Source organism: Allobosea spartocytisi (genome assembly GCF_014764685.1).
In the GTDB taxonomy this organism is placed as follows: domain Bacteria; phylum Pseudomonadota; class Alphaproteobacteria; order Rhizobiales; family Beijerinckiaceae; genus Allobosea; species Allobosea spartocytisi.
On sequence record NZ_JACXWY010000001.1, the window covers coordinates 105,722 to 129,226 of the forward strand.

A 23,505-nucleotide genomic window follows, 5' to 3' on the forward strand; every position below is an offset into this window, starting at 1 on the left:
CGGCTCATGGCGCGTGCGAAAGGCCCCGCACGCGCATTTTGCCCATGACCGTTTCACTTTCCATCGCGATGCCGGCCCTGCCGGATTTGCCGCTCAGGCGGCAACGCAATCTCGCGAGCCGGGCCATGCTCCTGCTCGCCGGGGGCGTCTCCCTCTGCGCCCTGCTGCCGCTGGGATTCATCGCCTGGATCGCGATCGAGACGGGTTGGCAGACCGCGTTCTCGCTGATCTGGCGGCCGCGCGTCGGCGAATTGCTCGTCAACACGCTGCTGCTCGAATTGTGCACGCTGCCGCCTGCGATCCTGCTGGCGGTCGCGCTGGCCTGGCTGACCGAGCGCAGCGACATGCCCGGCGCGAAATTCCTCTCCTGGCTTGCGGTCGCGCCGCTCGCCGTGCCCGCCTTCGTCCAGTCCTATGCCTGGGTCAGCCTCCTGCCGCGCTTCCACGGGCTGCCGGCCGCGGTGCTGGTTTCGGTTCTCGCCTATCTGCCTTTCCTCTATCTGCCCGTCGCCGCGCAGATCCGCCGGCTCGACCCCGAGCTCGAGCATGTCGCCGCTTCGCTCGGGCAGACGCCTCCGCGCGTGTTCCTGCGGGTGGTCCTGCCGCAGCTGCGGCTTGCGATCTGCGGCGGCAGCCTGCTGGTCGGGCTGCACCTGCTCGCCGAATACGGCCTCTACGCGATGATCCGCTTCGACACCTTCACCACCGCGATCATCGATCAGTTCCAGTCGAGCTATAACGGCCCGGCGGCGAACATGCTCGCCGGCGTGCTGGTGCTGAGCTGCTTCGGGCTCATCGCACTCGAATGGCTGCTGCGGGGCAGCGCACGCTATGCCCGGCTCGGCTCGGGCGCGCCCCGCCCTGCCCCGCGCCAGCGCCTGGGAAACTGGCGGCTGCCGGCGCTTGCACTGCCGCTCGCCTTCGCAGTTCTCAGCCTCGGCGTGCCCGCGCTGACGCTCACGCATTGGCTCCTGGCCTCGGGAGACGATGTCTGGCGGCAGGGTGCGCTGGCCGCGTCCCTGGCGGAAACGCTGGGCTATGCGGCTGCCGGCGCCCTGGCCACTGCGGCGGTAGCGTTGCCGATGGCGTGGCTGTCGGTGCGCGCGCCCGGCCGGGCAACCCGTTTCCTGGAAAGCTGCCACAGCTATCTCGGCGCGCTCCCGGGCGTCGTGATCGCGCTCGCCCTCGTCACCGTGACGGTGCGCGTCGCCTTGCCGCTCTACCAGACGGTGGCGACCGTGGTCTTCGCCTATGTCCTGATGTTCCTGCCGCGCGCGCTCGTCGGGCTGCGGGCCGGCATCGCGCAGGTCCCGGTCGAGCTGGAACGTGCCGCGGCGGCGCTCGGCCGCAGCCCGGCCCGTGCGCTTCTTGCCGTCACGCTGCCGCTCGCGGCGCCCGGCGTCGCCGCCGCGATGGCGCTTGTCGCGATGGGCGTGGCGACAGAGCTGACCGCGACATTGCTGCTCGCCCCCAACGGCACGCGGACGCTGGCCACCGAGTTCTGGGCGCTCACCAGCGAACTCGACTATGCGAAGGCCGCGCCCTATGCCGTGCTGATGATCCTTCTCTCGTTGCCGATGACCGCGCTGCTGCACGCTCAGGCCCGCAGATCGCTCGGCGCATGACCCAGCTCGTCATTTCGGACGTCTCGAAGCGCTATGGCGCGACAGCGGCGCTGGATCGCGTATCCCTTGCCGTGGAGGCGGGCAGCCGCGTTGCCATCGTCGGCCCGTCCGGCTCGGGAAAGACGACGCTGCTGCGCGTCATCGCCGGCTTCGAAGCTCCCGACTCGGGAACGGTGACGCTCGACGGGCAGGTATTGGCCGACGGGTTGGCGATCGCCCCCGCGCATCGACGCCGGATCGGCTATGTCGCCCAGGACGGGGCGCTGTTCCCGCATCTCGATGTCGCCGGCAATCTCGGTTTCGGCATCCCGCGAAACGAGCCGGACCGCGCTGCCCGCCTGCGCGAGCTGATGGAGCTCGTCGAGCTCGATGCCGCGATGCTGACCCGCAGGCCGCACGAGCTCTCCGGAGGGCAGCAGCAGCGCGTCGCGCTGGCCCGCGCGCTCGCCCGCAAGCCGGCCCTGATGCTGCTCGACGAGCCGTTCTCGGCGCTCGATACCGGGCTGCGCGAGAGTGTCCGGCAAGCTGTCGCGCGCGTGCTGGCCAAGGCCGGCATCACCACCATTCTGGTCACCCACGACCAGGGCGAGGCGCTGTCCTTCGCCGATCAACTCGCGGTGATGCGGGAGGGGCGACTGGTGCAAACGGGCCGGCCAGCCGAGCTTTACTGGCGCCCTGCCGATGTCGAAACGGCTCTGTTCCTTGGCAATGCCGCCCTGTTCAAGGCCGACATCGCGGAGGGGATCGTCTCCTGCGGGCTGGGCGAGTTCGAGGCCGAGACCGGCCGCCGCCGCGGACATGGAACCATCATGCTCAGGCCGGAGCAGTTCCAACTGTCATCGGTGGGGCCTGGCCTGGAGGCGATCGTCGAGGACGTCGCCTTCCGGGGCGGGCAATATGCGGTGACGCTGCGGACAAAGCATGATGGCGCCGAAGCACGCTTCACGGCCCATGTTTCGAGCACCGAGCAGCCACAGCTCGGCAGCACCGTCTTCGTATCGGTCAAAGGCGGCCCGTTCCTGCTGCCCGACATCGTCGCGTGAAGGTCAGCGTCCGGACAGGAAGCAAACGGCGACGGCAAGCGCCGGGCACTGTCCGCCATTCGCTGCTCCGGAAAATCTGCTAGGGCCGCCCCGCCGGACAGAGCATTTCGGCCAAATCGGCCAGGAGGTCGTCGGGATGCTCCAGCCCGACCGAGAGCCGCACCAGACCGGGAGGACAATCGGACCGCTCCCCTTCGGTGCTGCGCCTGTGTTCGATCAGGCTCTCGGGCGATCCAAGCGAGGTCGAGCGGCGGAAGATCCGCGCCCGGGCACAGAGATCGATGGCCTCTGCCGCGTCGCCGAGTTCGAAGGAGAGCATGCCGCCGAAGCCGTCCCGGAATTGTCGGCAGGCCAGTTCATGCTGCGGATGCTGCGGCAACCCCGGATAATGCACCTTGCCGACGCGCGGATGCCGGGCAAGCCAGCCGGCGAGCGTCTGCGCGGTTGCCGACACGCGCTCCATCCTCAGCGCCAGGGAGCGCATGCCACGCAGCAGGAGCCAGGCCTCGAAGGGCGGCAGGATGCTGCCATGCATCTCGCGCGCGGTCAGCATCTCCCGCCACCACGCATCTTCTGCCGCCGCAACGAGCGCGCCGGCGACCACATCGCCATGGCCGTTGAGATATTTCGTCGCCGAGTGCAGCACGAGATCGGCGCCCAGCGTCAGCGGCCGGCAATGGACCGGCGTGGCCGCCGTCGCATCGACCAGCAGACGCGCACCGTGCCGATGAGCCAGCGCCGCCAAGGCGGCGAGATCCGGCACGCGCCAGAGCGGGTTGCTCGGGCATTCGGCCCAAACGAGTCGCGTGGCCGCGACACCCATGCTGCGGGCGACGCCCTCCAGATCGCATAGATCGACCCGCACCATGTCCAGGCCGAAGCGTTCGGCGAAGGCCCAGATCATCCGTCCGAACTCGTAGTAGAGGCCTGTGTCGACCAGCACCCGGTCGCCGGGCTGCAAGCTCGCCAGCACGGCCTGCGCCGCAGCCGCGCCGGCGCCGAAGGCCGCCGCCGCCGCACCCTTCTCCAACTGGCACAGAATGCTCTCGACGAGCGCGGCGCCGCTGTTGCCCGAGCGGGCGTAACCCGCCGCGATCGCGCTGCCCGGCCGGGCATGGGTCACGCCCGGATGGATCGACGGCACCAGCCCGCCAGTTGAGGGATCGGTGACATGATCGAGCTGGGCCAGGATGGTCGCGGCGTGCATGAGAACAACATTCTGAAACGGGCCCGCATTTTAGTAAGCTATTGTCGATTGTCGATCCTCGGTCCGATTGCGACGGCTAAGGATCTGTGCGAGGTTCCGGCGCCGCTTACCGTCCGTCAGAGCTTCTTATGTCTCCCGACCGCCCGAACGACCCCACTCTCGACATCGAGCGCCATGTCGCGGCGATGGAACCGCAATTGATCGCCATCCGCCGCGACATCCATGCCCATCCGGAAATCGGGTTCGAGACCGTCAGGACCGCGGAAATCGTCGCGCAGGAGCTGGAGCGGATCGGGCTCTCGCCGCGACGCGGCGTCGGGCGCACCGGCGTCGTGGCCGAGATCGCAGGCGGCGCTCCGGGCCCCTGCCTGCTGATCCGCGCCGACATGGATGCGCTGCCGATGGAGGAGCTGACGGGGCTGCCCTTCGCCAGCACCATCCCCGGGACGATGCATGCCTGCGGCCATGACATTCACACCGCCACGCTGCTCGGTGTCGGCTCTGTCCTGCAGGCCATGGCGCCCAAGCTGCGCGGCAGCGTCAGGCTGGTGTTCCAGCCGGCCGAGGAAACGGTGGAGAGCGGCGCCGCCGCGATGGTCGCGGACGGCGCTGCCGATGGTGCCGCCATCGCGCTGGCCTTCCACAACCGGCCCGAGATGCCGGTGGGGCGCTTCGGCTATGTCCGGGGGGCCTCCACGGCATCGAGCGACGAATTCGACGTGATCGTGCGTGGAAAATCGGGCCATGCGGCGCGCCCGCATTCCGCGCTCGATCCGATCGTCGCCGCTTCCGCGATGATCATGCAGCTGCAGACGGCGATTTCGCGCGTCATGGACCCGTCGCGATCTGCGGTGCTCACCGTCGGCCACATCCAGGGCGGCTCGACGCACAACATCATCCCCGACAGCTGTCTGTTCCAGGGCACGGTCCGCTGCCGCTCGCCCGAGAGCCGCGACACGATGGAAGCCAGCTTCCGGCGGATCTGCGACGGCGTCGCCGCGGCGATGGGCGTCACCTGCGAGATCGACTACAAGCGCGGGGCGCCCGCCCTGATCAACGATGACGGCGTCGTCGATGCGGTGATCCGGTCGGTGTCCGAGCAATTCGGCGCCGACAAGGTCGAGCAGCTCGAAGGGCGCTTCGGCGCCGAGGATTTCTCCTATTTCTCGGAGCGCATTCCGTCCTGCCAATTGCTGGTCGGCTCGTCGCAGCCCGGCCGCGACGACCGGGTCCACAATTCCGACTACCAGCCGGACGAGCGCAGCATCGGCCTGGGCGTCGCCGCGCTCGCCCGCACCGCTCTCGACATCCTGTCCTGATCCCGCCCGCATTCGCTACGGCACCGGAGATTCGCCATGACGATCACCCGCTCTGACTTCCTGAAGCTCGGCCTCGGCGCCGCAGCCGGCCTCGCTCTGGGCGCAGCGCCCCGTTCCGCCACGGCCAAGGAATGGAAGCTCATCCGCGTCGCCACCGAAGGCGCGTTTCCTCCCTACAACATGCACGCTCCCGACGGCCGCCTGATCGGCTTCGAGCCCGACCTCCTGCAGGAGCTGTCGACCCGCATGGGCGTCAAGTGCGAGATGATCGCGCAGGCCTGGGACGGCATGATCGCCGGGCTCACCGACGGCAAATACGACGCCATCATGGACGCCGTTTCGATCACGCCGAAGCGCGAGGAGGTCATCGCCTTCTCCCGCCCCTACGCCTCGGCCGGCTCGGGCTTCGCGATCATGAAGGAGGGCAGCATCAAGTCGCTGCCCGGAACGGGCGCGCCACGTGTCCCCTTCACGGATGAGGCCGCCGCCAAGACGGCGATCGACGAACTGGCGAAAGCGCTGACCGGCAAGACCGTCGCGGTACAGGTCGCCACGATCCAGAACGACGTCCTCAACCGCTATTTCAAGGACGTGGTGACCGTCCGCACCTATCCGTCCGGGCCGGATACCTTCCTGGACCTGAAGAGCGGCCGCGTCGATGCGGTGATGGCCTCCCAGATCAACATCCAGGCGAGCGCGAAGAAGTCGAATGGCGAGATGATCCAGTCCGGCTATCTTTTCACGGGCGGCCTCCTGGGCGTCGGATCCGCGGTCGGCCTGCGCAAGGGCGATCCGGAGCTGAAGGAGATGTTCGACAAGGCGCTGAAGTCGACCATCGACGACGGCACGCTCAAGAAGCTGGCGCTGAAGTGGTTCGAGATGGACATCACGCCCGCGAGCTGACGCGGGCGAGCCGAACGGGATGGACGACAGCCTGACATTGCTGGGCTTCGGCCCGGAGGGCTGGGGGCACGCGCTGCTGAACGGCGGGCTGATGACGCTCGCCGTATCGGCCTGCGCCTTCGCGCTCGGGCTCGGCCTCGGCACGCTCTGCGCCTGGGCGCGGATCGCGGGCTCAGCGCCCGTCCGGCGCCTCGCGCAGGGCTATGGCGTGGTGATGCGCGGCATTCCCGACCTGCTCGTCATCTACCTGTTCTATTTCGGCGGCCGGCAGATCGCCTCGGTGGTCGCCAAGCAGTTCGGGCATGTCGGCCCCGTCGAGATCAGCGGCTTCGCCGCGGGGTGCCTGGCGATCGGCCTGCTCTCCGGCGCCACGCAGGCGGAAGTCCTGCGCGGCGCCTTCCACGCCATCGCGCCCGGAACGCTCGAGGCGGCGCGCGTCACCGGCATGGGCCGCTGGACGATGTTCCGGCGCATCATCGCGCCGCTGGCCCTGCGTACCGCGCTGCCCGGCCTCGGCAACCAATGGCAGTCGGTCATCAAGGAATCCGCGCTGGTCTCGGTCACCGGGTTGGTCGAGACGTTGCGCGCCGTCACGGTGGCGGCAAACTCGACCGAATTGCCCTTCCTGTTCTTCCTCGCCGGCGGCGCGATCTATCTCGCCATCACGACGATCTCCGGGTTCCTCTTCCGCATCGCCGAATGGCGCTCCATGCGGGGGCAGGCCGCGGCGAGAACCGGGGGCTAGCGATGGATTTCGCCTTTATCGCCCAGATCTTTCCCAAGCTGCTCGCCGGCCTGCCGCTGACATTGCTGCTGGCGGTCCTGTCGTTGCTCGGCGGCGGCCTGATCGCGCTCGGGCTGTCGGGCCTGCGCGCCACCTCCTGGCTCGGGGCGCGGATCGCCGATTTCTACGTCTACATCTTCCGCGGCACGCCGCTGCTGATCCAGATCTTCCTGATCTATTACGGGCTCGCCCAGTTCTCGGCGGTGCGCCACTCGCTGCTCTGGCCGCTGCTGCGCGAACCTTATGTCTGCGCCGTCCTCGCCCTGATGCTGAACGATGCGGCCTACACTTCGGAAATCCTGCGCGGCGGTCTTCGCGCGGTGCCTTCCGGGGCGATCGAGGCGGCTCGCGTTTCCGGCATGACGCGGCTGACCATGCTGCGCCGGATCGTGCTGCCTCTCGCCTTCCGGCAGGCGCTGCCCGCCTATGGCGCGGAGATCACGAGCATGGTCAAGGCGACCTCGCTCGCCAGCGTCGTGACGCTGATGGAGATCACCGGCATCGCGCGTGCGGAGGTCTCCGAAACCTACCGCGCCATCGAGATCTTCCTGTGCGCGGCGGCGATCTATCTCGTCCTGGTGACAGTGATCGCGCGGGCGGTGGATCTGCTCGAGCAGCATCTCTCCCCCTATCGCCGACCGACCGACGCACGGAGCGTGGCATGACGCCGATCACGGTCAAGCTGACCGATATCCGAAAGAGCTTTGGCGGCCAGGAGGTGCTGCGCGGGATCGATCTCGCCGCCCGAGACGGCGACGTGATCGCCATCATCGGTGCCAGCGGCTCGGGCAAGAGCACGCTGCTGCGCTGCATCCCCCTGCTGGAGATCCCGGACCAGGGCGAGGTCAGCGTCGGCGATGCGCAGATCCGCATCAGGGATGCGGGGCATCGCTTCTCCCGTGCGGAGCGGCAGACCGTCCGCAGGCTGCGCGGCCAGCTCGGCTTCGTCTTCCAGAGCTTCAATCTCTGGCCCCATATGACGGCGCTGCAGAACGTCATGGAGGTGCCGCTCCACGTCCAAGGGCGGCCGCGCGCGGAATGCCGCGAGGAGGCTGAGGCGATGCTCGCCAAGGTCGGGCTCGCCGACAAATTCGACGCCTGGCCCGCCCATCTCTCCGGCGGCCAGCAGCAGCGCGTCGCGATTGCGCGCGCGCTTGCGATGCGGCCGCGCGCGCTGCTCTTCGACGAGCCGACCTCGGCGCTCGACCCGGAACTGGTCGGCGAGGTGCTGCGCGTCATCCGCGCGCTGGCCGAGGAAGGCCGCACGATGCTGATCGTGACCCATGAGATGACCTTCGCGCGCGAGGTCTCGAATCACGCCATCTATCTCCAGGATGGTCGCGTCGAGGAACAGGGCCCGCCCGAGCAGGTTTTCCTCGACCCGCAATCCGAGCGCTGCCGCCGCTTCGTCGGCATGCAACGCGGCGGACAATGAGGACCGGACCGTGCCCCTGACGGACGACCAGCAACCGATCGAACGGCTCAGCCTCGCCGACATGGCGATGCGGCGCCTGCGCGACGAAATCGTCCGCGGTCGCCTGGCACCCGGCGAGGTGCTGACGGAAATCGCGCTGGCGGGGCGGCTCGGCGTCGGGCGCGGGACGGTGCGCACCGCGCTGTTCGCGCTGGAGGCCGACGAGCTGGTGGTCCGGGCACCCTATTCGAACTGGCGCGTCCCCAGCCTCAACGCCCAGGTGATCTGGGAGATCTACACCTTGCGCGAGGCGATGGAGGGTCTGGCGGCCCGCATTCTCGCCGAGCGCAGCGAGGCGCAGCCCAAAAGCCTGATTGCCGCCGCCTTCGCGCGGCTGGCGCCGGCGGAAACCGGCTCGGTCGATGACCGCGTCGCGGCCGATCTCGGCTTCCACCGGGCGATTGTCGATGCGACGGGCCATCGCCACCTGATTAAGCGCTACAACGCCCTGTCGACGAAGATGGAGTGGCTCTACCGCTGGTCCGAGACGCATTGGCCCGCGCGTTTTCCGCTCGAAGCCGATCATCGCGGGCTGTTCGAGGGCGTGATGCACGGTAGCCCGGATGAGGCCGAGCGTGCCGTGCGTGCCCATATCGCGCCCAGCCTCGCCGCCGATCTGGAGGGGCAGCATGCCCTGGTTTCGGCGGGCGGCGCAGGGGCCGAAGGCGAATTCAAGAAGAGCGATCTGGCATGACGGACAAGGTGGTCGTCCTCGATGGCGGCATGGGGCGCGAGCTGAAGCGGATGGGTGCGCCCTTCCGGCAGCCGGAATGGTCGGCGCTGGCGCTGATGGAGGCGCCGGAGACCGTGCTGGCAGCGCACCGCGCCTTCATCGAGGCGGGCGCCGAAGTCATCACCACCAACAGCTATGCGGTGGTGCCGTTCCATATCGGCGAGGCGCGCTTCACGCAGGACGGCGCGAGGCTTGCCGCCCTGTCGGGCGAATTGGCGCGCCGCGCCGCGGAGGAGGAAGCGCAGCGCAGCGGCCGCAAGATCACCGTGGCCGGATCGCTGCCGCCACTGTTCGGCTCCTACCGCCCCGATCTGTTCGATCCCGCGCGGGCTCCGGCCATGCTGGCGGTGCTGGTGGATGCCCTGCTGCCATCCGTCGACCATTTCCTTGCCGAAACGCAAAGCTGCATCGCCGAGGCGCTCGCGGCTTGCGCGGCGGTGCGCCCAACCGGCAAGCCGATCTGGGTTTCCTTCACACTGCAGGACGATGGCACTGCCGGAGAGGCCCCCGCCCTCCGTTCGGGCGAAGGCGTCGCCGAGGCCGTCGCGGCGGTCCGCGCTGCCGGCGCCGCCGCCGTGCTGTTCAATTGCAGCCAGCCGGAGGTGATGGGCCCGGCTGTCGCGCTCGCGCATGACGTTCTCGGAGAGAGTGGAATCCCGATCGGCGTCTACGCCAACGCCTTCCCCGAGAAGACCGGGGAAGCTGCGGCAAATGAGGGGCTGAGCGACCTGCGCGAGGATATCGTGCCGCTTCGCTACCGCGACTTCGGGCGGGACTGGCACCGCCGCGGCGCCCGGATCATCGGCGGGTGCTGCGGCATCGGACCGGATTCCATTTGCGAGATCCACCGCGCGTTCCGCGCCGATTGAGCTTCCATGCGGTGAGCGGTGTTCCACAGCACGCGCGACGCGGGAAATTCCCTACGGCTGCGCGAATGATGGCTTTCCGACCGAATTCGCGGACAGGGGCTACGGGATCGGCTGCGTGGCCCCTGCCCCGAGCGAGCGCTGCATCATGACGCTGTCGGCCCAGCGGCCATAGCGATAGGCGACGCCCGGCAACAGGCCGACCCGGGTGAAACCGAAGCGCTCGTGCAATGCCAGCGACGTGCTGTTCTCCGCGTCGATATAGCCGATCATCTGGCGGAAGCCGGCGGCGGCGCAGGCGTCGATCAGCGCCTGCATCAGCAGCCGCCCGATGCCATGCCCGAGATGCTCGTGGTGGACGTAGATCGAGTGCTTCACCGTGAAGCGGTAGGCCGGCCGCTTGCGGAACAGCACGACATAGGCGTAGCCCACGACCTCGCCACTGCGGGTCGCCACCAGATGCGGCAGCTTGCGGTTGCGCAGGTTCTTGCGCCGGTCGCGCAGATCGTCCGGCTGCGGGGTGCCGGTATCCTCGACACCGGCCTCGATGCCGTGGCGGATATGCCGGCGATAAATCGCCAGCATGGGCTCGACATCGTCGTCGCGCGAGGGGCGGATGATGACGGGGCGGTCGGTTTCCATGAATCGTCGCGATCCTCAGCCCTGCGCCTGCTCGCTGACGACATAGGTATGGAGCCGCACCTGCCCGGCGGCATCGACCTCGCGGTAGATGCCCTGGATCTCGACCTCGAAGCCGGGGAAGGCATTGAAGCAGGCTTCGAACATCTTGAGATAATCGATCATCGGCTTGGCCCGCTCGGTCAGCCGCTCGCCCGGCACGATGGTGGCGATGCCGGGCGGGTAGACGACGAAGGGCGTCGTCGCGATCCGCCCGGCGATGGCGTCGATGGGCAGATAGTCGACATCGTTGCGCGTCAGGCAGCGCGCCGCGTCATGCGGTGACATCGCCATCTCCGGCAGGTGCTCGGGCGAGAACTGTCGGCTCTGCAGCCCGCTGACGTCATGGTCGCGGAAGAAGCGATGCATATCGCCGCAGAGATCGCGCAGCCGCACGCCGCCATAGCGGCCGGGCCGGCGCCGGTAGAATTCCGGAATCGCGTCTTCCAGCAGGGCGTTGTCGTCATGCAGCTTCTTGAAGGCGACGAGCCCGCTGATCAGCGTGCCGGCCTTGCTGGCCTCGACGCCGGGCGTGAGCAGGAAAAGCAGCGAGTTCAGATCGTTCTTCTCGGCGACGATCCGATTCTCGCGCAGGAACTGCGCGACGATCGGCGCGGGGATGCCATGCTCGGCATAGGCGCCGGTCTCGCGGTCGAAGCCGGGGGTCAGCAAGGTCAGCTTGTTGGGGTCCGTCATCGCGAAGCCCGGCTCCATCTGCGTGAAGCCGTGCCAGCTCGCATCCGCCGCGAGCTGCCAATAGGCAGGGTTGCTGGCGAGCTGGTCGGTAGAGACCATCTCCCAGGCGACGTCGTGGACAGCCCCCTCGCGCGCGGCATCGGCGATGCTGACCCGGTCCGGCACGAAGGGCTCGAAGAACCAGCGCCGCTCGGGCCGGACCTCCTTCTCCTCGAATTCGCGTCGCACGGCCCGGATCTTCTTGCGCAGCTCGATGCCGAGCCGGATCGTATCGTCCCAAAGCACCTCGCCGGAGCGGCCCTTCATCATCTGCGCACCGACATCGAGCGAGGCGAACAGCGGATAGAAGGGCGAGGTCGAGGCGTATTGCATGAAGCTCTCATTGAAGCGTCGATGCTCGACCCGACGCTTCTGGCCCTTGATGTGCCTGTCCTTGATATGGATCTGCGAGGCCTGGCTGAAGCTCGCGAGCTGCTTGTGGGTCGATTGCGTCGCGATGATGCCGGGCGACTCCGGCCCCAGCCCCGTAAGCCCCATGGCGAAGCGACCGGCATAGAGCGGGTGGAACTTCATGAAGCCGGCCCAAGCCTCGTCGAAGAGGATGTACTCGCAGAGATGCCCGATCTTATCGAGGATCATCTGCGCGCTGTGGATCGTGCCGTCATAGGTGCATTGCTCGACCACGGCGACGCGGAACGGGCGCGGCTTCTTCCAGGCATCCGGGTCCTTGACCAGCGGATTGGTGCAGATGCGCTCGCGCAGCGCCTCCTCGTCGAAGCTCTCCCAGCGCATCGGGCCGATCAGCCCCCAGGCATTGCGCACTGTGGGGATGTAGACCGGAATGCCGCCGGCGATCAGCAGCGCGCCGTGATGGGCAGCCTTGTGGTTGTTGCGGTCGAACAGGACGAGGTCGCCATCGGTGACCAGCGCGGCGAGCGCGACCTTGTTCGAGGTCGAGGTGCCGTTGAGGACGAAGTAGGTCTTCTCCGCCCCGAAGATCTGGGCCGCCTCCTTCTGCGCCTTGAGTGCCGGACCTTCGTGGGTCAGGAGGTCGCCGAGATCGAGCACGGAATTGTCGAGATCGTCGCGGAAGACCGCCTCGCCGAGATGTTCCATGAACACCCGGCCGATCGGGCTGCGGCTGTAGAACACGCCGCCATTATGGCCCGGACAGGTCCAGAGATGGTTTCCCTCTTCGGCATAGTCGACGAGGGCGCCGAAAAACGGCGTCTTCAGCGTGTCGGCATATTGCTTCAGCCGGCTGATCAGGCTCTTGGCGATGAAGGGCGGGGTCTCCTCCGAAAGGAAGATATAGCCGTCGATGAAGTCGAGCACCTCGACCGGCACGTCCTCGAAGCGCTTGCGGCGGATCAGCAGGATGATGGGGAAGTCGAGGCCGCGCCGGCGCATCAGGTTGATCAGCGCGGCCGTCTTGCCCTCCAGCCCCTTCTTGCCCCAGTCGACCACCATGCAGCCGATGGCGGCATCGGTCTGGACCGCGATCTCGGCATCTTCGAGCTTTCGCGCCTTGACGACCTCGAAGCCCGATCGCTCGATCTCCTCGACGATCTGATGGAAGCGGATCCCTTCGAGATCCTCGGCATCGAAGTTCGGCGTTGCGAACAGGAAGGTGAAGCGCCTGAAATAGTCCATACCGGCTCCGCTGAGCATGAACCCGCAGCATTGGGTGAGTTTTACGACAATTCGGCGACTGCCGCTCCGGCCGAAGCCGCGGCGGGCGGGCGCCCCGCGGGCCGGAGAACGAGTTTCCAGGATGGGCGTCTCGATGCCGACAGAACAGTTTGCCGCAGGACCGATCCGGAAGGCTAGAACCGCTTGGTCGAGAGCACGTCGAAGGTCTTGCCGATCGTCGCGACGGCCTTGTCATAATCGGCCAGCGACAGGCAGGCGATCAGGGCGTCGATGATGGCGAGCTGGGCGATGCGGCTCGTCATCGCCTCGGTGCGGAACTGGGTCTCGCGCGCCATGGTGTTGAGGACGATGTCGGCATAGGCGAGCAGCGGCGATTTGCCGAAATTGGTGATGCAGATCGTCATCGCCCCGGCTTCTCGCGCGAGCCTGGTCGCGGTGACGGTCTCGTGCGTCGAGCCCGAATGCGAGATCGTGATCGTCGCGACATCGGGGCCGGTCAGCGAGGCACTGATCGCCTGCACATGCGAATCGACCACGACCTTGGATTCGACGCCGACGCGCAGGAGCCGGTAATTGGCGTCCTCCGCGATCGGGGCGGCGCTGCCGATGCCGTAGAGCTCGACGCGGCGCGCCTTGCGGATCGCCCGCAACAGCGCGCTCCATCGCCCCCCTGTCGAGCACCTTCATGGTGTCGTGCAGCGCCTGCAGATCGCTGCGGAAGACCTTCTCGATCACCGTCCCGGTGTCGTCCGCGCGGGCGAGATCCTCGTGGATGAACTGCACCGGCTGCACGAGATCGCGCGCCAATGCGATCTTGACCTGCTGGAAGCCGCGCGCGCCGAGCTGGCGGCAGAGCGAGATCACGCTGCCCTCGCTCGCCTCCGCCCGTTCGGCCACCTCCATGACCGACATGGCGGTCAGGTCATTGCTACGAGGCCCATTCATAGGGCGAACCCATGCGATGGGCCGCGCGCATCATGGTGGCGTCCGCCCGCAGACCCAGCATCAGGCTGAACGAGGCATTCCTTCCTGGAAGGCATCACGGAGTTGGAAGGTTCTTCGTCTTTGCGTTGTATCTTAAAAAGAACATTCGTTTGACTTAACAAACGATCCTTTTGCAAGATTTGGGGAGTCCGGCGCTGGTCGCCGACGACCGTGAATTTGCAGAAGGTGACGACCATGGCCGGCACGACGGGGCACTCCAAGCACTTCGAAGCGAGCCGCCGCGCGGTGCTGAAGGTGTCGCTGCTGCTGCCGTTCATTCCCTCTGCCGCTCGCGACGCAGCGGCTCAGGGGGCGCTTCCCCAGCAGATCCCCGCCGGGACGAAGCTGGTGGCGGCCGATCAGAACGAGGCGCTGCAGACGCTGATCCGCGCCTCGGGCGTGCAGGCGAAGCTCTCGAGCAACGTAACCTATGCCAATTTCCTCGGCGGTCCGGCGATCCTCGAAGCCTTCCGGGCCGGCGCGCTCGACCTCGCCACCGTCGGCAACACGCCGCCGATCCAGGCGCATGCCGCCGGCGAGAAGATCCCGATCATCGCCGCGCGCGTCTCCTCCGAGACCGATTACTTCCTGGCCGTGCGTCCCGGCCTGAAGATCGACAGCCTGGAGGAGCTGAAGGGCAAGAGCATCGCCTATGGCGAGGGCACCGGACGCCAGCCCTTCGTGCTGAATGCGCTCAAGCTCGCCGGTCTGACGCGCAAGGACGTCAAGCTCGTGCCGCTTCGGGCTGCCGACTTCCCCGATGCGGTCAGGACCGGCCAGGTCGATGTCGCGGCGCTCAACGAGCCGCATTTCTCGCGCTATCTCGCCGACTTTGCCGATCGCGGCGCCAGCGCGTTGCCGAAGGCGCAGAACGACCGGCTGCCCAGGAGCCTGACCTATCTCTACGCCAGTCAGAAGGCGCTGGACGACCCGGCCAAGGCGGCAGCGATCCGCGAATTCGTCGCCGGCTGGATCGATGCCAGCCGCTGGTCGCACCAGAACGTCGATGCCTGGGTCGAGGCCTACTACGTCAAGCGCCAGAACCTGAAACCGGCCGATGCCCGCAAGATCGTCGAGTCGGAAGGCGAGTTCCAGTTTCCGCTGCTGGCCAGCCTGATCGCGAAGCAGCAATCGCTGATCGACGTGATCCACGAGGCCGGCGACCTGCCGAAGCGACTCGATGCGCGCGAGGAATTCGACCTGCGCTTCGACGAGATCATCGCCGCCAAGACCAACTGACACCCTGGCCGAGACGGATGGACGCCATGAGTCTCATCACCTATGCCACCGGCTTCCAGCCCAGCGCGGAAACCGAAAGGCATCCTGTCGGAACGCAAGCAGCGCGGCCGCCGCAACTGGCGCCGTCGCGCCTGCCGCGGGGCGGCATCCTGTTCGGGCCGGTTGCATTGGTCGCGATCTGGGAACTCGCCTCGAGGATCGGCTGGCTCTCGCCGAAATTCCTGGCGGCGCCGTCGACGGCCGTCCTGACCGGCATCGAGCTCCTGAGCAACGGCACGCTGGCCGACCATTTCCTCGCCTCGGCCCAGCGGGCCTATCTCGGCCTCGGCATCGGCGTCGCGCTCGGTCTTGGGATGGCGCTCGCCGCCGGTCTCAGCCGCATCGGCGAAGCCTCGCTCGACGGGCTCGTCCAGATCAAGCGGGCCGTGCCGACGCTGGCGCTGATCCCGCTCGCCATTCTCTGGCTCGGCATCGGCGAGGCGATGAAGGTCGCGCTGATCGCCTCCAGCGTGCTCGTGCCAATCTACATCAACACCCATGCTGCGCTCACGGGCATCGATATCCGCCATGTCGAGCTTGCCCGCAGCGTCGGGTTGTCCCGCGGCGCCTTCCTGCGCGAGGTCGCGCTGCCCGGCGCCCTGCCCGGCTTCTTCACCGGCCTGAGGCTCGCCGTCACCACCTGCTGGACGGCGCTCGTCGTGCTCGAGCAGATCAACACCACCGAGGGCATCGGCTATCTGATGAACCGCGCCCGCGACTACGGCCAGACCGATGTCATCGTCGTCGGCCTTGCGATCTATGCCATCCTCGGCCTCGGCTCGGATTTCGCGGTCAGGTTCTGGGAGCGCCGGGCGCTGTCCTATCGCAAGGCGCTGGCGTCATGAACGCCTCGGCCCATCCGCTCCACCTGCCGCGGGGCCCTGCGCCTGCCGCCGTCAGCCTGCGCGGCGTCACGCGCCGCTTCTCCGGCCGGACCGTGCTGAACGAGGTTTCGCTCGACTTCGCACCGGGTGAGTTCGTCGCGCTGATCGGCAAGAGCGGCTCGGGCAAGAGCACATTGCTGCGCGCCCTGGCGGGTCTCGACGACGGCGTCGACGGCGAAGGCCGGATCAGCGTGCCGCAGGATCGCTCGGTCCTGTTTCAGGACTCCCGGCTGCTGCCCTGGAAGAACGCGCTGCAGAACGTCGTCTTCGGCCTGCGCAGGTCGGATGCGGACGAGCGCGGCCGCGCCGCGCTTGCCGATGTCGGGCTCGGCGGGCGCGAGGACGCCTGGCCGAATGCGCTCTCCGGCGGCGAACAGCAGCGGGTGGCACTGGCGCGTTCTCTGGTGCGTCAGCCGCGCCTGCTGCTGGCCGACGAGCCCTTCGGCGCACTCGATGCCCTGACGCGGATCAGGATGCATGAATTGCTCTTCCGCCTGATCCGCCAGCACCGGCCGACGGTCCTGCTGGTCACGCATGATGTCGACGAGGCGATCAAGCTCGCCGACCGCGTCCTGGTCATGGAGGCCGGCCGCATCGTCGTCGACCGCCCGGTTGCCCTGGCGCATCCGCGCCTCAAAGCCCCTCATTTCGAAGCCTTGCGCGGCGATCTGCTCGCGGCGCTCGGCGTCTCCGATGCCGTCTAGTGACCCACATCCGACAGGATCGATCCGCCATGGCACGCGAACTTCACCTCAACCTCTTCATCAACGGCCGCGGCCACCACGAAACGGCCTGGCGCCACCCCGCCTCGACGACGAAGGCGTTGAGCGATCTCTCCTACTACCGGGATCTCGCTCTTGCGGCAGAGGCGGCGAAGCTCGACTCGATCTTCTTCGCCGATCAGCTCGCGCTCGGCGACGAGCTCGCCCATGCCGCGCGCGGGGAGCTGGAGCCGGTCACGCTGCTCGGGGCTCTTGCGGCGTTGACAAGCCAGATCGGGCTGATCGCCACGGCATCGACCACTTATAACGAGCCCTACAACCTCGCCCGCCAGTTCGCCTCGCTGGACCATCTCAGCGGTGGCCGGATCGGCTGGAACATCGTGACCTCCTGGGCGCCGGGCGCCGCCGTCAATTTCGGCCAGGAGGCTCAGGTCGGCATCGACCAGCGCTATGCACGCGCCCACGACTTCGTCGAGGCCGTCTCCAAGCTCTGGGACAGCTGGGCGAGGGACGCCATCGTCGACGACCGCGACAGCGGCACCTATGCCCGCCCCGATCGCGTCCGGCGCGCCGCGCATCGCGGCAGCCATTTCAGCGTGGCAGGGGCGCTCAACATCCCGCGCTCGCCGCAAGGCCGCCCGGTCTTCGTTCAGGCCGGCGCGTCGAAGGACGGCCGCGCCTTCGCCGCGCGCTATGCCGAGGCGATCTTCACCGCGCATCTCACCAAGGACAGCGCGATCGAATTCTATGCCGACATCAAGACCCAGGCGCGGGCATTGGGGCGGGGCCCGGACCAGATCGTCATCCTGCCCGGCCTCAGTGCCGCGATCGGCTCGACCGAGGCAGAGGCGAAACGGGTCTGGGAAGAGCTGAATGAGCTCTCCCATCCGAGCGTCGGGCTCGCCAGGCTGTCGAGCCGCTTCGGCGGCCATGACTTCTCGCATCTCAAGCTCGACGACGTTCTGTCGGTGGAGGATTTTCCCGATCCGTCGCAGGTCCAGGCTTCGCGCAGCCGGGCGCAGTCGATCACCGCACTCGTCGCGCGCGAGCGGCCGACATTGCGCGGCCTGCTGCACAGCCTCGCCGGCGCGCGCGGCCACTTCACCGCGACCGGGACGCCGGAGCAGATCGCGGATATCATCGAGGACTGGTTCGTGTCCGGTGCGGCCGACGGCTTCAACGTCATGCCGCCGATCCTGCCGACGCAATTCGACATCTTTGCGAGCGAGGTCGTGCCGCTGCTGCGCAGGCGCGGGCTGTTCCGAAGCGAATATGGCGACGGGACGCTGCGCGACCGGCTGGGCCTCGACCCGGTTCAGAGCCAGTTCGACCCGGCCGAGCCGGTGAAGCGCTCCGCCTGAGCGGAGCCTCCGGCGGGAAGCCCGTTTCCGTATCGCACGCTCACGCGCTGTTTTCGTTCTCCCGCAGCCCCGCGATTTGGAAGCAATCACCTCCCATCCGGTGACATAACGCCGATGCGCGCTCTTATGTGAGGTCGCGCGGAGGCGGAGCCCGAGATGATCGATCGTAGAACCCTGCTTGCGCTGGCGGCCGGCTCCGTCGCCGGGATCCGGCCGGGCCTCGCCCAGAGCATGGCGCTGCGCATCGGCTACGTGCCGGTCATCGGGGCGAGCGCCCTGTTCGTCCTCGCCGGCGACGGATCGGCGCGCGATGCCGGCCTCGAGCTCAAGCTCACCAAGTTCGATTCCGGCCCGAATGCGATCCAAGCCTTTGCGTCCGGCACGATCGATATCCTGGTCATCGGCGTCGCGCCGGTTGCGGTCGCCCGCTCCCGCGGCCTCGACGCATCCGTGATCGCAGCCGCGGCGGTCGGCGGTACGGCCTTCGTGGCCGGCCCTGCCCTCGCCAAGGCTTTTGCCGAGAACGCCGACGATCCCGCGAAGGCCTTCGCGGCGTTCCGCGCCGCAACGGGCCGCAAGGCCAAGCTCGGCACGCTTCCGCCGGGCGGCGTGCCGACGGTCGCGCTTCACCATTGGCTCTGGACAATCGGCAAGGTCGAGCGGTCCGATGTCGAGATCGTCAATATGGGCATCGAGGTCGTTCAGCAGGCGATGCTGACCGGCGCCATCGACGGCGGCACGCTGCTCGAACCCTCGGCGACGCTGGTTTCCGAACGCGATCCGCGCATCAAGCGCATCGTCAACTCCCCGGACATGTTCCCGAACATTCCCGGCGTCGTCGTTGCCGCCTCGGGCGCCCTCGTCAAAAATCGCCCGGAGGTGGCGGAACGCTTCGTCGGGCTTTTCCATCAAGCGACCGAACGGATTCGCAAGGAGCCGGCCAAGGTCGCCCCGTTCGTGCTGGCCGTGCTTGGCGGCGACCTGGTCGCGGAATCGACGATCGCCAAGGCGCTCGTCTCGCCGGCCGTGAGCTTCGTCAACGACCCCGCCCAGATCCGCAAGGCGACCGAGGCGCTGCTCGCCTATCAGGTCGAGCTCGGCGATTTCTCTCAGGCACCGGCCCTGGACGGCTTGTTCAACCAGGCTCTCTACGAGCGTGGGGTGCGATCCTCACCAACCCGCTGAACGATCCGAGACCCTGATCCTGCTCAAGCATGGCTCGCCGGGGAGGTTTCGTCCCGCTCCCGGATGAAATCCATGTTGAGCTTGAGGCCCAGGCCCGGCAGGTCCGGCACATGCATATGGCCGTCGATCGGCAGCGGCGCGCCGTCGAAGACCTGTGCGGTGATGTCCTCGAACATCAGAAGGCGCTCGAGGAAGAGCGCGTTCGGCACGGCCGCGACGAGATGCAGATGGAGATTTTCCATGGCATGGGGGGCGAATTTGACGTTCCAGGCCTGGGTCAGGGCGGCGCATTTCAGCATCTCGGTATAGCCGCCGGCCCGCGCTCCATCGACCTGCACGATGTCCGCAGCGTCGTGCATGAGCAGGTCCCTGACGCCGAACTTGGTGTATTCGTGCTCGCCCGTCGCCAGCGGGATGTCGGTGCCGCGCTTGAAGCGGGCGAGCCCGGGAATGTCGTCGGCGAAGACCGGCTCCTCGAACAGGAAGATATCGTATTCGCGAATGCGGTTGGCGAGCTGCACCGCCGTTGCCGCATCGAAGGAATTATTCGCGTCGACCATGAGGTTGATGTCGGGGCCGACCGCTTCGCGGACCTTGCGGACGCGCTCGGCATCGCGCCTGGGATTGCGGCCGCCGTCGAAGCCGACCTTGAACTTCACGGTCGTGAAGCCGCGCGCGACCATGCCCTTGATCTCGTCAACGAGCTGGTCGTCGGAATAGGAGGTCCAGCCGCCGCTGGCATAGACCGGCACCTTGGTCCGGTCCCCGCCGAGCAGCTTGTAGACGGGCAGATCGACGATCTTGCCCTTGAGATCCCAGAGCGCGATGTCGACGGCGCTGAGGGCGCAATACATCAGCCCCTTGCGGCCGACGCCGCGCAGATAGTGGAAGAATTCCTGCCAGATCGCCTCGGTTTCGAGCGGGTCGCGGCCGATCAGCCTGGGCGTCATGTTGCGGTTGATCAGCTCGCAGGTCGCCTCGCCGCCGACCTCGTGATAGGTGACGCCGATCCCCTCCAGCCCCTGATCCGTCGTGATACGGACGATCACGAAGCCGATCGTCTCGACCTTGCGCGTCGCGTCCGCGAAGCCGCCGAGGACCGGGGCGGAGACGAGGTGGACGTCGATCTTCCGAATCCTGTGACGCATCGGCTTCCCTGCGGCAACACGCGTTGACATCATTATCGATAATGATATCGATATTCATATCGACAGACCTTGTCCAGCGAGGCGCTCGCCTTGATTCCGAAGCTCAGCCGCCCGTCCGATCTGGTCTATGGCATCGTCAAACGGCGGATCATCCTGAACGAATTGACGCCGGAGACGGTCCTGACCGAGCTCGGCCTCGCCCATGAGATCGGCTGCAGTCAGGGTCCGATCCGCGAGGCGCTGCTGCGCCTGCAGGAGGATGGGCTCGTCGTCCGCTCGGGGCGACGGACGATCGTGACCCGGCTGACGGAAGAGGAAGCCGACGAGATGCTGGCGCTGCGCCGCCGCATCGAGACGCGCGGCGCGCTGAAGGCGGCGCTGCATGCCGATGGACGGGCGCTCGACGACCTGCGCGGCATCCTGGCAGCGATGATGGAAGCCGCCGCGGAGGGCGACGAGTACCGCGTCATCGAGGCGGACAAGGATTTCCACCTCGCTTTGTTCCGGCTCTCCGGCCTCGATGCCCTCGGGCAGATCCTGGCACGCTGCATCATGCACTCGAACCGCTACAAGCTCTGGGCGCCGGAGCATCGCCGCCCGCTGATCGAGACGGCGCGACGCCACGACATTCTCTACGAGCGCCTCGCTGCAGGCGATGGAAGCGGGCTCGCCGCAGCGCTCGGCTCCCATATCGATACGATCGTCATTCAAGGCGGCGACGAGGTGGCCGCGTGAGCGCCTTCGTCGATCCGCAGATGGCTCGCATCCTCGCCGGTTTCGCGGCGGCGCAGGGCGTCGATTTCAAGACCCTGCCGATCGCAGAGGCCCGCGCCTCCGCCGATGCCGGCTCCATCGCCTGGAACGAAGGCGCGCCCGACCTACCGGCGCGCGATATCGCGGTGCGGATCGACGGCACTTCGCTGCGGGGGCGGCTCTATCACCCCAAGCCCGGAACCGCCCTGCCGGTCATCGTCTACGTTCATGGCGGCGGCTGGACCTTCGGCTCGGTCGACACCCATGACGGCACGATGCGGACCCTCGCGGCGGCGTCCGGCTGCGCCGTCTTCGGCTTCGACTATCGCCTCGCGCCGGAGCATCCCTACCCGATCCCGCTGGAGGATACGCTCGGCGCCATCGCCTTCGGGCTCAGCGGCGAACTCGGCTCCGATGTCGATGCGCGGCGCTGGGCGCTTGCCGGAGACTCGGCCGGTGCGACGCTTGCGCTTGCGGCCATGATCCATCGCCGCGATGCCGGGCTTGCCCTCCCCGCCACAGCCGCCCTGTTCTATGGCTGCTACGCCCCCGACTTCGAAACCGGCAGCCATGCGCGCTTCGGCGAGGGATACATCCTGACCACGGCGAATATGCGCTGGTACTGGCGCAACTACCTCGGCGCGGCCTTCGACGCCCCTCCGGCGCTCGCCGCGCCGCTGCATGCCGACCTCCGCGGATTGCCGCCGCTTTACCTGACAGTCGGCGGGCTCGACCCGCTGGTCGACGACACCATCCGTCTGGCGGATCGCCTTGCGGCAGCGGGCGTCGCCTTCCGCCACGACCATGTACCCGGCGTCATCCATGGCTGCCTGCGCATGAGCCGCAAGCTCGCTCCGGCGCAGGCCATGATCGACGCCGGAGCCGCCTACATCACCGAACGACTATAAAAAAATTCAGGGAGTGAACGTCATGGAACGCAGGACTTTCATGAAACTCGCGGGAGCGGCCGCGCTCTCCTTCGAGGCCGCCAGACCGGCCATTGCCCAAGGCAAGGCGACGGTGCGCTGGTGGTATCATTACGACAATCCGCAGAACACGCCGGCCAGCCTCGTCGCGAAGTTCGAGGCGGAAAACCCGGACATCAAGATCCAGGCCGAACCGATCCCCTGGGGCGGCGGCACCGACTATATCAACCGCATCTTCTCGGCCCTGGTCGCCGGCAACCAGCCCGACTGCGCCATGGTGCGCCTGTCCTATCTCTCGCGCTTCTCGCAGATGAAGGCGCTGGAGCCGCTCGACGGCTTCCTGGCCAGCTGGAAAGGCCGCAGCGACATTTCCGATGACGTCTGGACAATCAACCGCTCGCCCGACGGCAAGCAGTACTACATGCCGCTGCACTACGTGGTGATCTATCTCTACTACCGGCAGGACCTGCTTCAGCAGGCCGGGCTTCAGCCGCCCAAGAGCTTCGACGACTTCCTCACAGCCGCCAAGGCGCTGACCAAGGACGGCATCTACGGCTACGGGATGCGCGGCGGCGCCGGCTGCCACGACAATTGGGGGCCGTTCGTGCTGGGCGGCGGCGCCAGCTTCGACAAGGGCGGGATGGTCACGGAGAAGGCGCTCGCGGCCAATCGCTGGTTCGTCGACCTCGCCGTGAAGCACAAGGTCGCGCCGCCCTCGGCGCCGACCGACGCCTTCCGCCAAATCGTCGATGCCTTCAAGGCCGGTCGGACCGGGATGGCGATCCACCATATCGGCTCGGTCGCGGAGATCGTCGGGGCGCTCGGCGACAAGGTCTCTGCCGTGCCGGTGCCGCGCGGGCCGGATGGCCGCGGCTGGACCTATTTCGGCGACGAGTCCAACGCCATCTTCGCAGGCAGCAAGAACAAGGAGGCGGCCTTCCGCTGGATCAGCTTCCTGTCGAGCGCCGAGAACAATGCCGAGCAGGCCAAGCTCAGCGGCCAGCTGCCGATCACCATCTCGGATGCGAAGAGCTGGACCGTGCATCCCAAGCGCTTCGTCGAGGCGAGCGACGCCTCCCTGCCGATCGCAAAGCCCCTCCCCGACCATGTGAAGACGCCGGATTTCGTCGGCCGCGTCCTGCCCACCAACCTGCAGAGGGCGCTGACCGGCGGGATGAGTCCCGACGATCTCATGAAGGCGGTCGAGCAGACCTTCCACGGCTGAGGCCGGATCGCATCGCGCGGCGCCGGGCCAAACCCGGCGCCAGCCATCGATCTACAGG

Annotated in this window: 22 protein-coding genes and 1 pseudogene; 17 read left to right on the top strand and 6 right to left on the bottom strand. The window is 67.6% G+C overall.

The window, feature by feature from the left end; translation table 11 throughout:
- Positions 1 to 44 precede the first annotated feature (44 nt).
- Positions 45 to 1,625, top strand: a complete 1,581-nt coding sequence (locus tag IED13_RS00455; RefSeq protein WP_133561622.1) for an ABC transporter permease — start codon at positions 45 to 47, stop codon at positions 1,623 to 1,625.
- Positions 1,622 to 2,668: an ABC transporter ATP-binding protein gene (locus tag IED13_RS00460; protein ID WP_112764127.1), complete on the top strand. Its 1,047-nt coding sequence runs from the start codon at positions 1,622 to 1,624 to the stop codon at positions 2,666 to 2,668. Before IED13_RS00455 ends, IED13_RS00460 begins: the two co-directional genes overlap by 4 nt.
- A gap of 79 nt (positions 2,669 to 2,747) precedes the next feature.
- Here IED13_RS00460 and IED13_RS00465 read toward each other — a convergent pair whose 3' ends face one another.
- Positions 2,748 to 3,875, bottom strand: a complete 1,128-nt coding sequence (locus IED13_RS00465) for a trans-sulfuration enzyme family protein (RefSeq protein WP_191123004.1) — start codon at positions 3,873 to 3,875, stop codon at positions 2,748 to 2,750.
- 128 nt (positions 3,876 to 4,003) lie between these two features.
- On the opposite strand from IED13_RS00465, the gene IED13_RS00470 reads away from it, so the two are divergent.
- The 7 genes from IED13_RS00470 to IED13_RS00500 are packed head-to-tail and all read left to right on the top strand — an operon-like array spanning position 4,004 to position 9,957.
- Complete coding sequence (locus IED13_RS00470) at positions 4,004 to 5,194, top strand: M20 metallopeptidase family protein (RefSeq protein WP_191123005.1); 1,191 nt, start codon at positions 4,004 to 4,006, stop codon at positions 5,192 to 5,194.
- Positions 5,195 to 5,230: 36 nt separating this feature from the next.
- The gene (locus tag IED13_RS00475; RefSeq protein WP_038361954.1) at positions 5,231 to 6,097 is read left to right on the top strand and encodes a transporter substrate-binding domain-containing protein; all 867 of its coding nucleotides are present in this window, start codon (positions 5,231 to 5,233) and stop codon (positions 6,095 to 6,097) included.
- Between the two features lie 19 nt (positions 6,098 to 6,116).
- Positions 6,117 to 6,842: an ABC transporter permease gene (locus IED13_RS00480; RefSeq protein WP_191123006.1), complete on the top strand. Its 726-nt coding sequence runs from the start codon at positions 6,117 to 6,119 to the stop codon at positions 6,840 to 6,842.
- A 2-nt stretch (positions 6,843 to 6,844) separates the two neighbouring features.
- Complete coding sequence (locus IED13_RS00485; RefSeq protein WP_038361948.1) at positions 6,845 to 7,546, top strand: ABC transporter permease; 702 nt, start codon at positions 6,845 to 6,847, stop codon at positions 7,544 to 7,546.
- Positions 7,543 to 8,316 carry an ABC transporter ATP-binding protein gene (locus IED13_RS00490; protein WP_191123007.1) on the top strand — a complete coding sequence of 258 codons (774 nt, stop codon included), beginning with the start codon at positions 7,543 to 7,545 and terminating at the stop codon, positions 8,314 to 8,316. The genes IED13_RS00485 and IED13_RS00490 overlap by 4 nt, the downstream gene beginning before the upstream one ends.
- 10 nt (positions 8,317 to 8,326) lie before the next feature.
- Positions 8,327 to 9,049 (top strand): GntR family transcriptional regulator, encoded by a 723-nt coding sequence (locus IED13_RS00495; RefSeq protein WP_191123008.1) that lies wholly within the window; start codon positions 8,327 to 8,329, stop codon positions 9,047 to 9,049.
- Positions 9,046 to 9,957, top strand: coding sequence for a homocysteine S-methyltransferase family protein (locus tag IED13_RS00500; protein ID WP_191123009.1), 912 nt, complete (start codon positions 9,046 to 9,048; stop codon positions 9,955 to 9,957). Before IED13_RS00495 ends, IED13_RS00500 begins: the two co-directional genes overlap by 4 nt.
- A gap of 99 nt (positions 9,958 to 10,056) precedes the next feature.
- Here IED13_RS00500 and IED13_RS00505 read toward each other — a convergent pair whose 3' ends face one another.
- From IED13_RS00505 to IED13_RS29300, 4 genes and pseudogenes are all read right to left on the bottom strand, one after another.
- Complete coding sequence (locus IED13_RS00505; protein WP_038361939.1) at positions 10,057 to 10,596, bottom strand: GNAT family N-acetyltransferase; 540 nt, start codon at positions 10,594 to 10,596, stop codon at positions 10,057 to 10,059.
- 15 nt (positions 10,597 to 10,611) lie between these two features.
- Entirely contained in the window at positions 10,612 to 12,981 is a 2,370-nt protein-coding gene (locus IED13_RS00510) for an Orn/Lys/Arg family decarboxylase (RefSeq protein WP_191123010.1), read from the bottom strand.
- 173 nt (positions 12,982 to 13,154) lie between these two features.
- Complete coding sequence (locus IED13_RS28500; RefSeq protein ID WP_210323445.1) at positions 13,155 to 13,631, bottom strand: MurR/RpiR family transcriptional regulator; 477 nt, start codon at positions 13,629 to 13,631, stop codon at positions 13,155 to 13,157.
- Between the two features lie 199 nt (positions 13,632 to 13,830).
- A pseudogene (locus IED13_RS29300) lies at positions 13,831 to 13,926 on the bottom strand (hypothetical protein); the annotation flags it as partial.
- Positions 13,927 to 14,160: 234 nt separating this feature from the next.
- On the opposite strand from IED13_RS29300, the gene IED13_RS00520 reads away from it, so the two are divergent.
- The 5 genes from IED13_RS00520 (at position 14,161) to IED13_RS00540 (ending at position 19,395) form a co-directional block, all read left to right on the top strand.
- Positions 14,161 to 15,204 (top strand): ABC transporter substrate-binding protein, encoded by a 1,044-nt coding sequence (locus tag IED13_RS00520; protein WP_191123011.1) that lies wholly within the window; start codon positions 14,161 to 14,163, stop codon positions 15,202 to 15,204.
- A 26-nt stretch (positions 15,205 to 15,230) separates the two neighbouring features.
- The gene (locus IED13_RS00525; RefSeq protein ID WP_112764217.1) at positions 15,231 to 16,088 is read left to right on the top strand and encodes an ABC transporter permease; all 858 of its coding nucleotides are present in this window, start codon (positions 15,231 to 15,233) and stop codon (positions 16,086 to 16,088) included.
- Entirely contained in the window at positions 16,085 to 16,831 is a 747-nt protein-coding gene (locus tag IED13_RS00530) for an ABC transporter ATP-binding protein (protein WP_191123012.1), read from the top strand. The genes IED13_RS00525 and IED13_RS00530 overlap by 4 nt, the downstream gene beginning before the upstream one ends.
- 29 nt (positions 16,832 to 16,860) lie before the next feature.
- Entirely contained in the window at positions 16,861 to 18,210 is a 1,350-nt protein-coding gene (locus IED13_RS00535) for an LLM class flavin-dependent oxidoreductase (protein WP_191123013.1), read from the top strand.
- A 156-nt stretch (positions 18,211 to 18,366) separates the two neighbouring features.
- Positions 18,367 to 19,395 (top strand): ABC transporter substrate-binding protein, encoded by a 1,029-nt coding sequence (locus IED13_RS00540; RefSeq protein ID WP_191123014.1) that lies wholly within the window; start codon positions 18,367 to 18,369, stop codon positions 19,393 to 19,395.
- Positions 19,396 to 19,418: 23 nt separating this feature from the next.
- Here the strand turns inward: IED13_RS00540 and IED13_RS00545 are convergent, their stop codons facing one another.
- The gene (locus IED13_RS00545; RefSeq protein ID WP_191123015.1) at positions 19,419 to 20,543 is read right to left on the bottom strand and encodes a mandelate racemase/muconate lactonizing enzyme family protein; all 1,125 of its coding nucleotides are present in this window, start codon (positions 20,541 to 20,543) and stop codon (positions 19,419 to 19,421) included.
- 90 nt (positions 20,544 to 20,633) lie between these two features.
- Between IED13_RS00545 and IED13_RS00550 the strand changes: the two genes are divergently transcribed.
- Genes IED13_RS00550 through IED13_RS00560 form a run of 3 tightly spaced genes read left to right on the top strand, consistent with a single transcriptional unit; the run spans position 20,634 to position 23,447 of the window.
- Positions 20,634 to 21,278, top strand: coding sequence for a GntR family transcriptional regulator (locus tag IED13_RS00550; RefSeq protein ID WP_038362567.1), 645 nt, complete (start codon positions 20,634 to 20,636; stop codon positions 21,276 to 21,278).
- A complete protein-coding gene (locus tag IED13_RS00555; protein WP_191123016.1) occupies positions 21,275 to 22,204 on the top strand; it encodes an alpha/beta hydrolase in 930 nt (309 codons plus the stop codon). Before IED13_RS00550 ends, IED13_RS00555 begins: the two co-directional genes overlap by 4 nt.
- Before the next feature lie 22 nt (positions 22,205 to 22,226).
- Entirely contained in the window at positions 22,227 to 23,447 is a 1,221-nt protein-coding gene (locus IED13_RS00560; RefSeq protein WP_191123017.1) for an ABC transporter substrate-binding protein, read from the top strand.
- Positions 23,448 to 23,505: the final 58 nt, after the last annotated feature.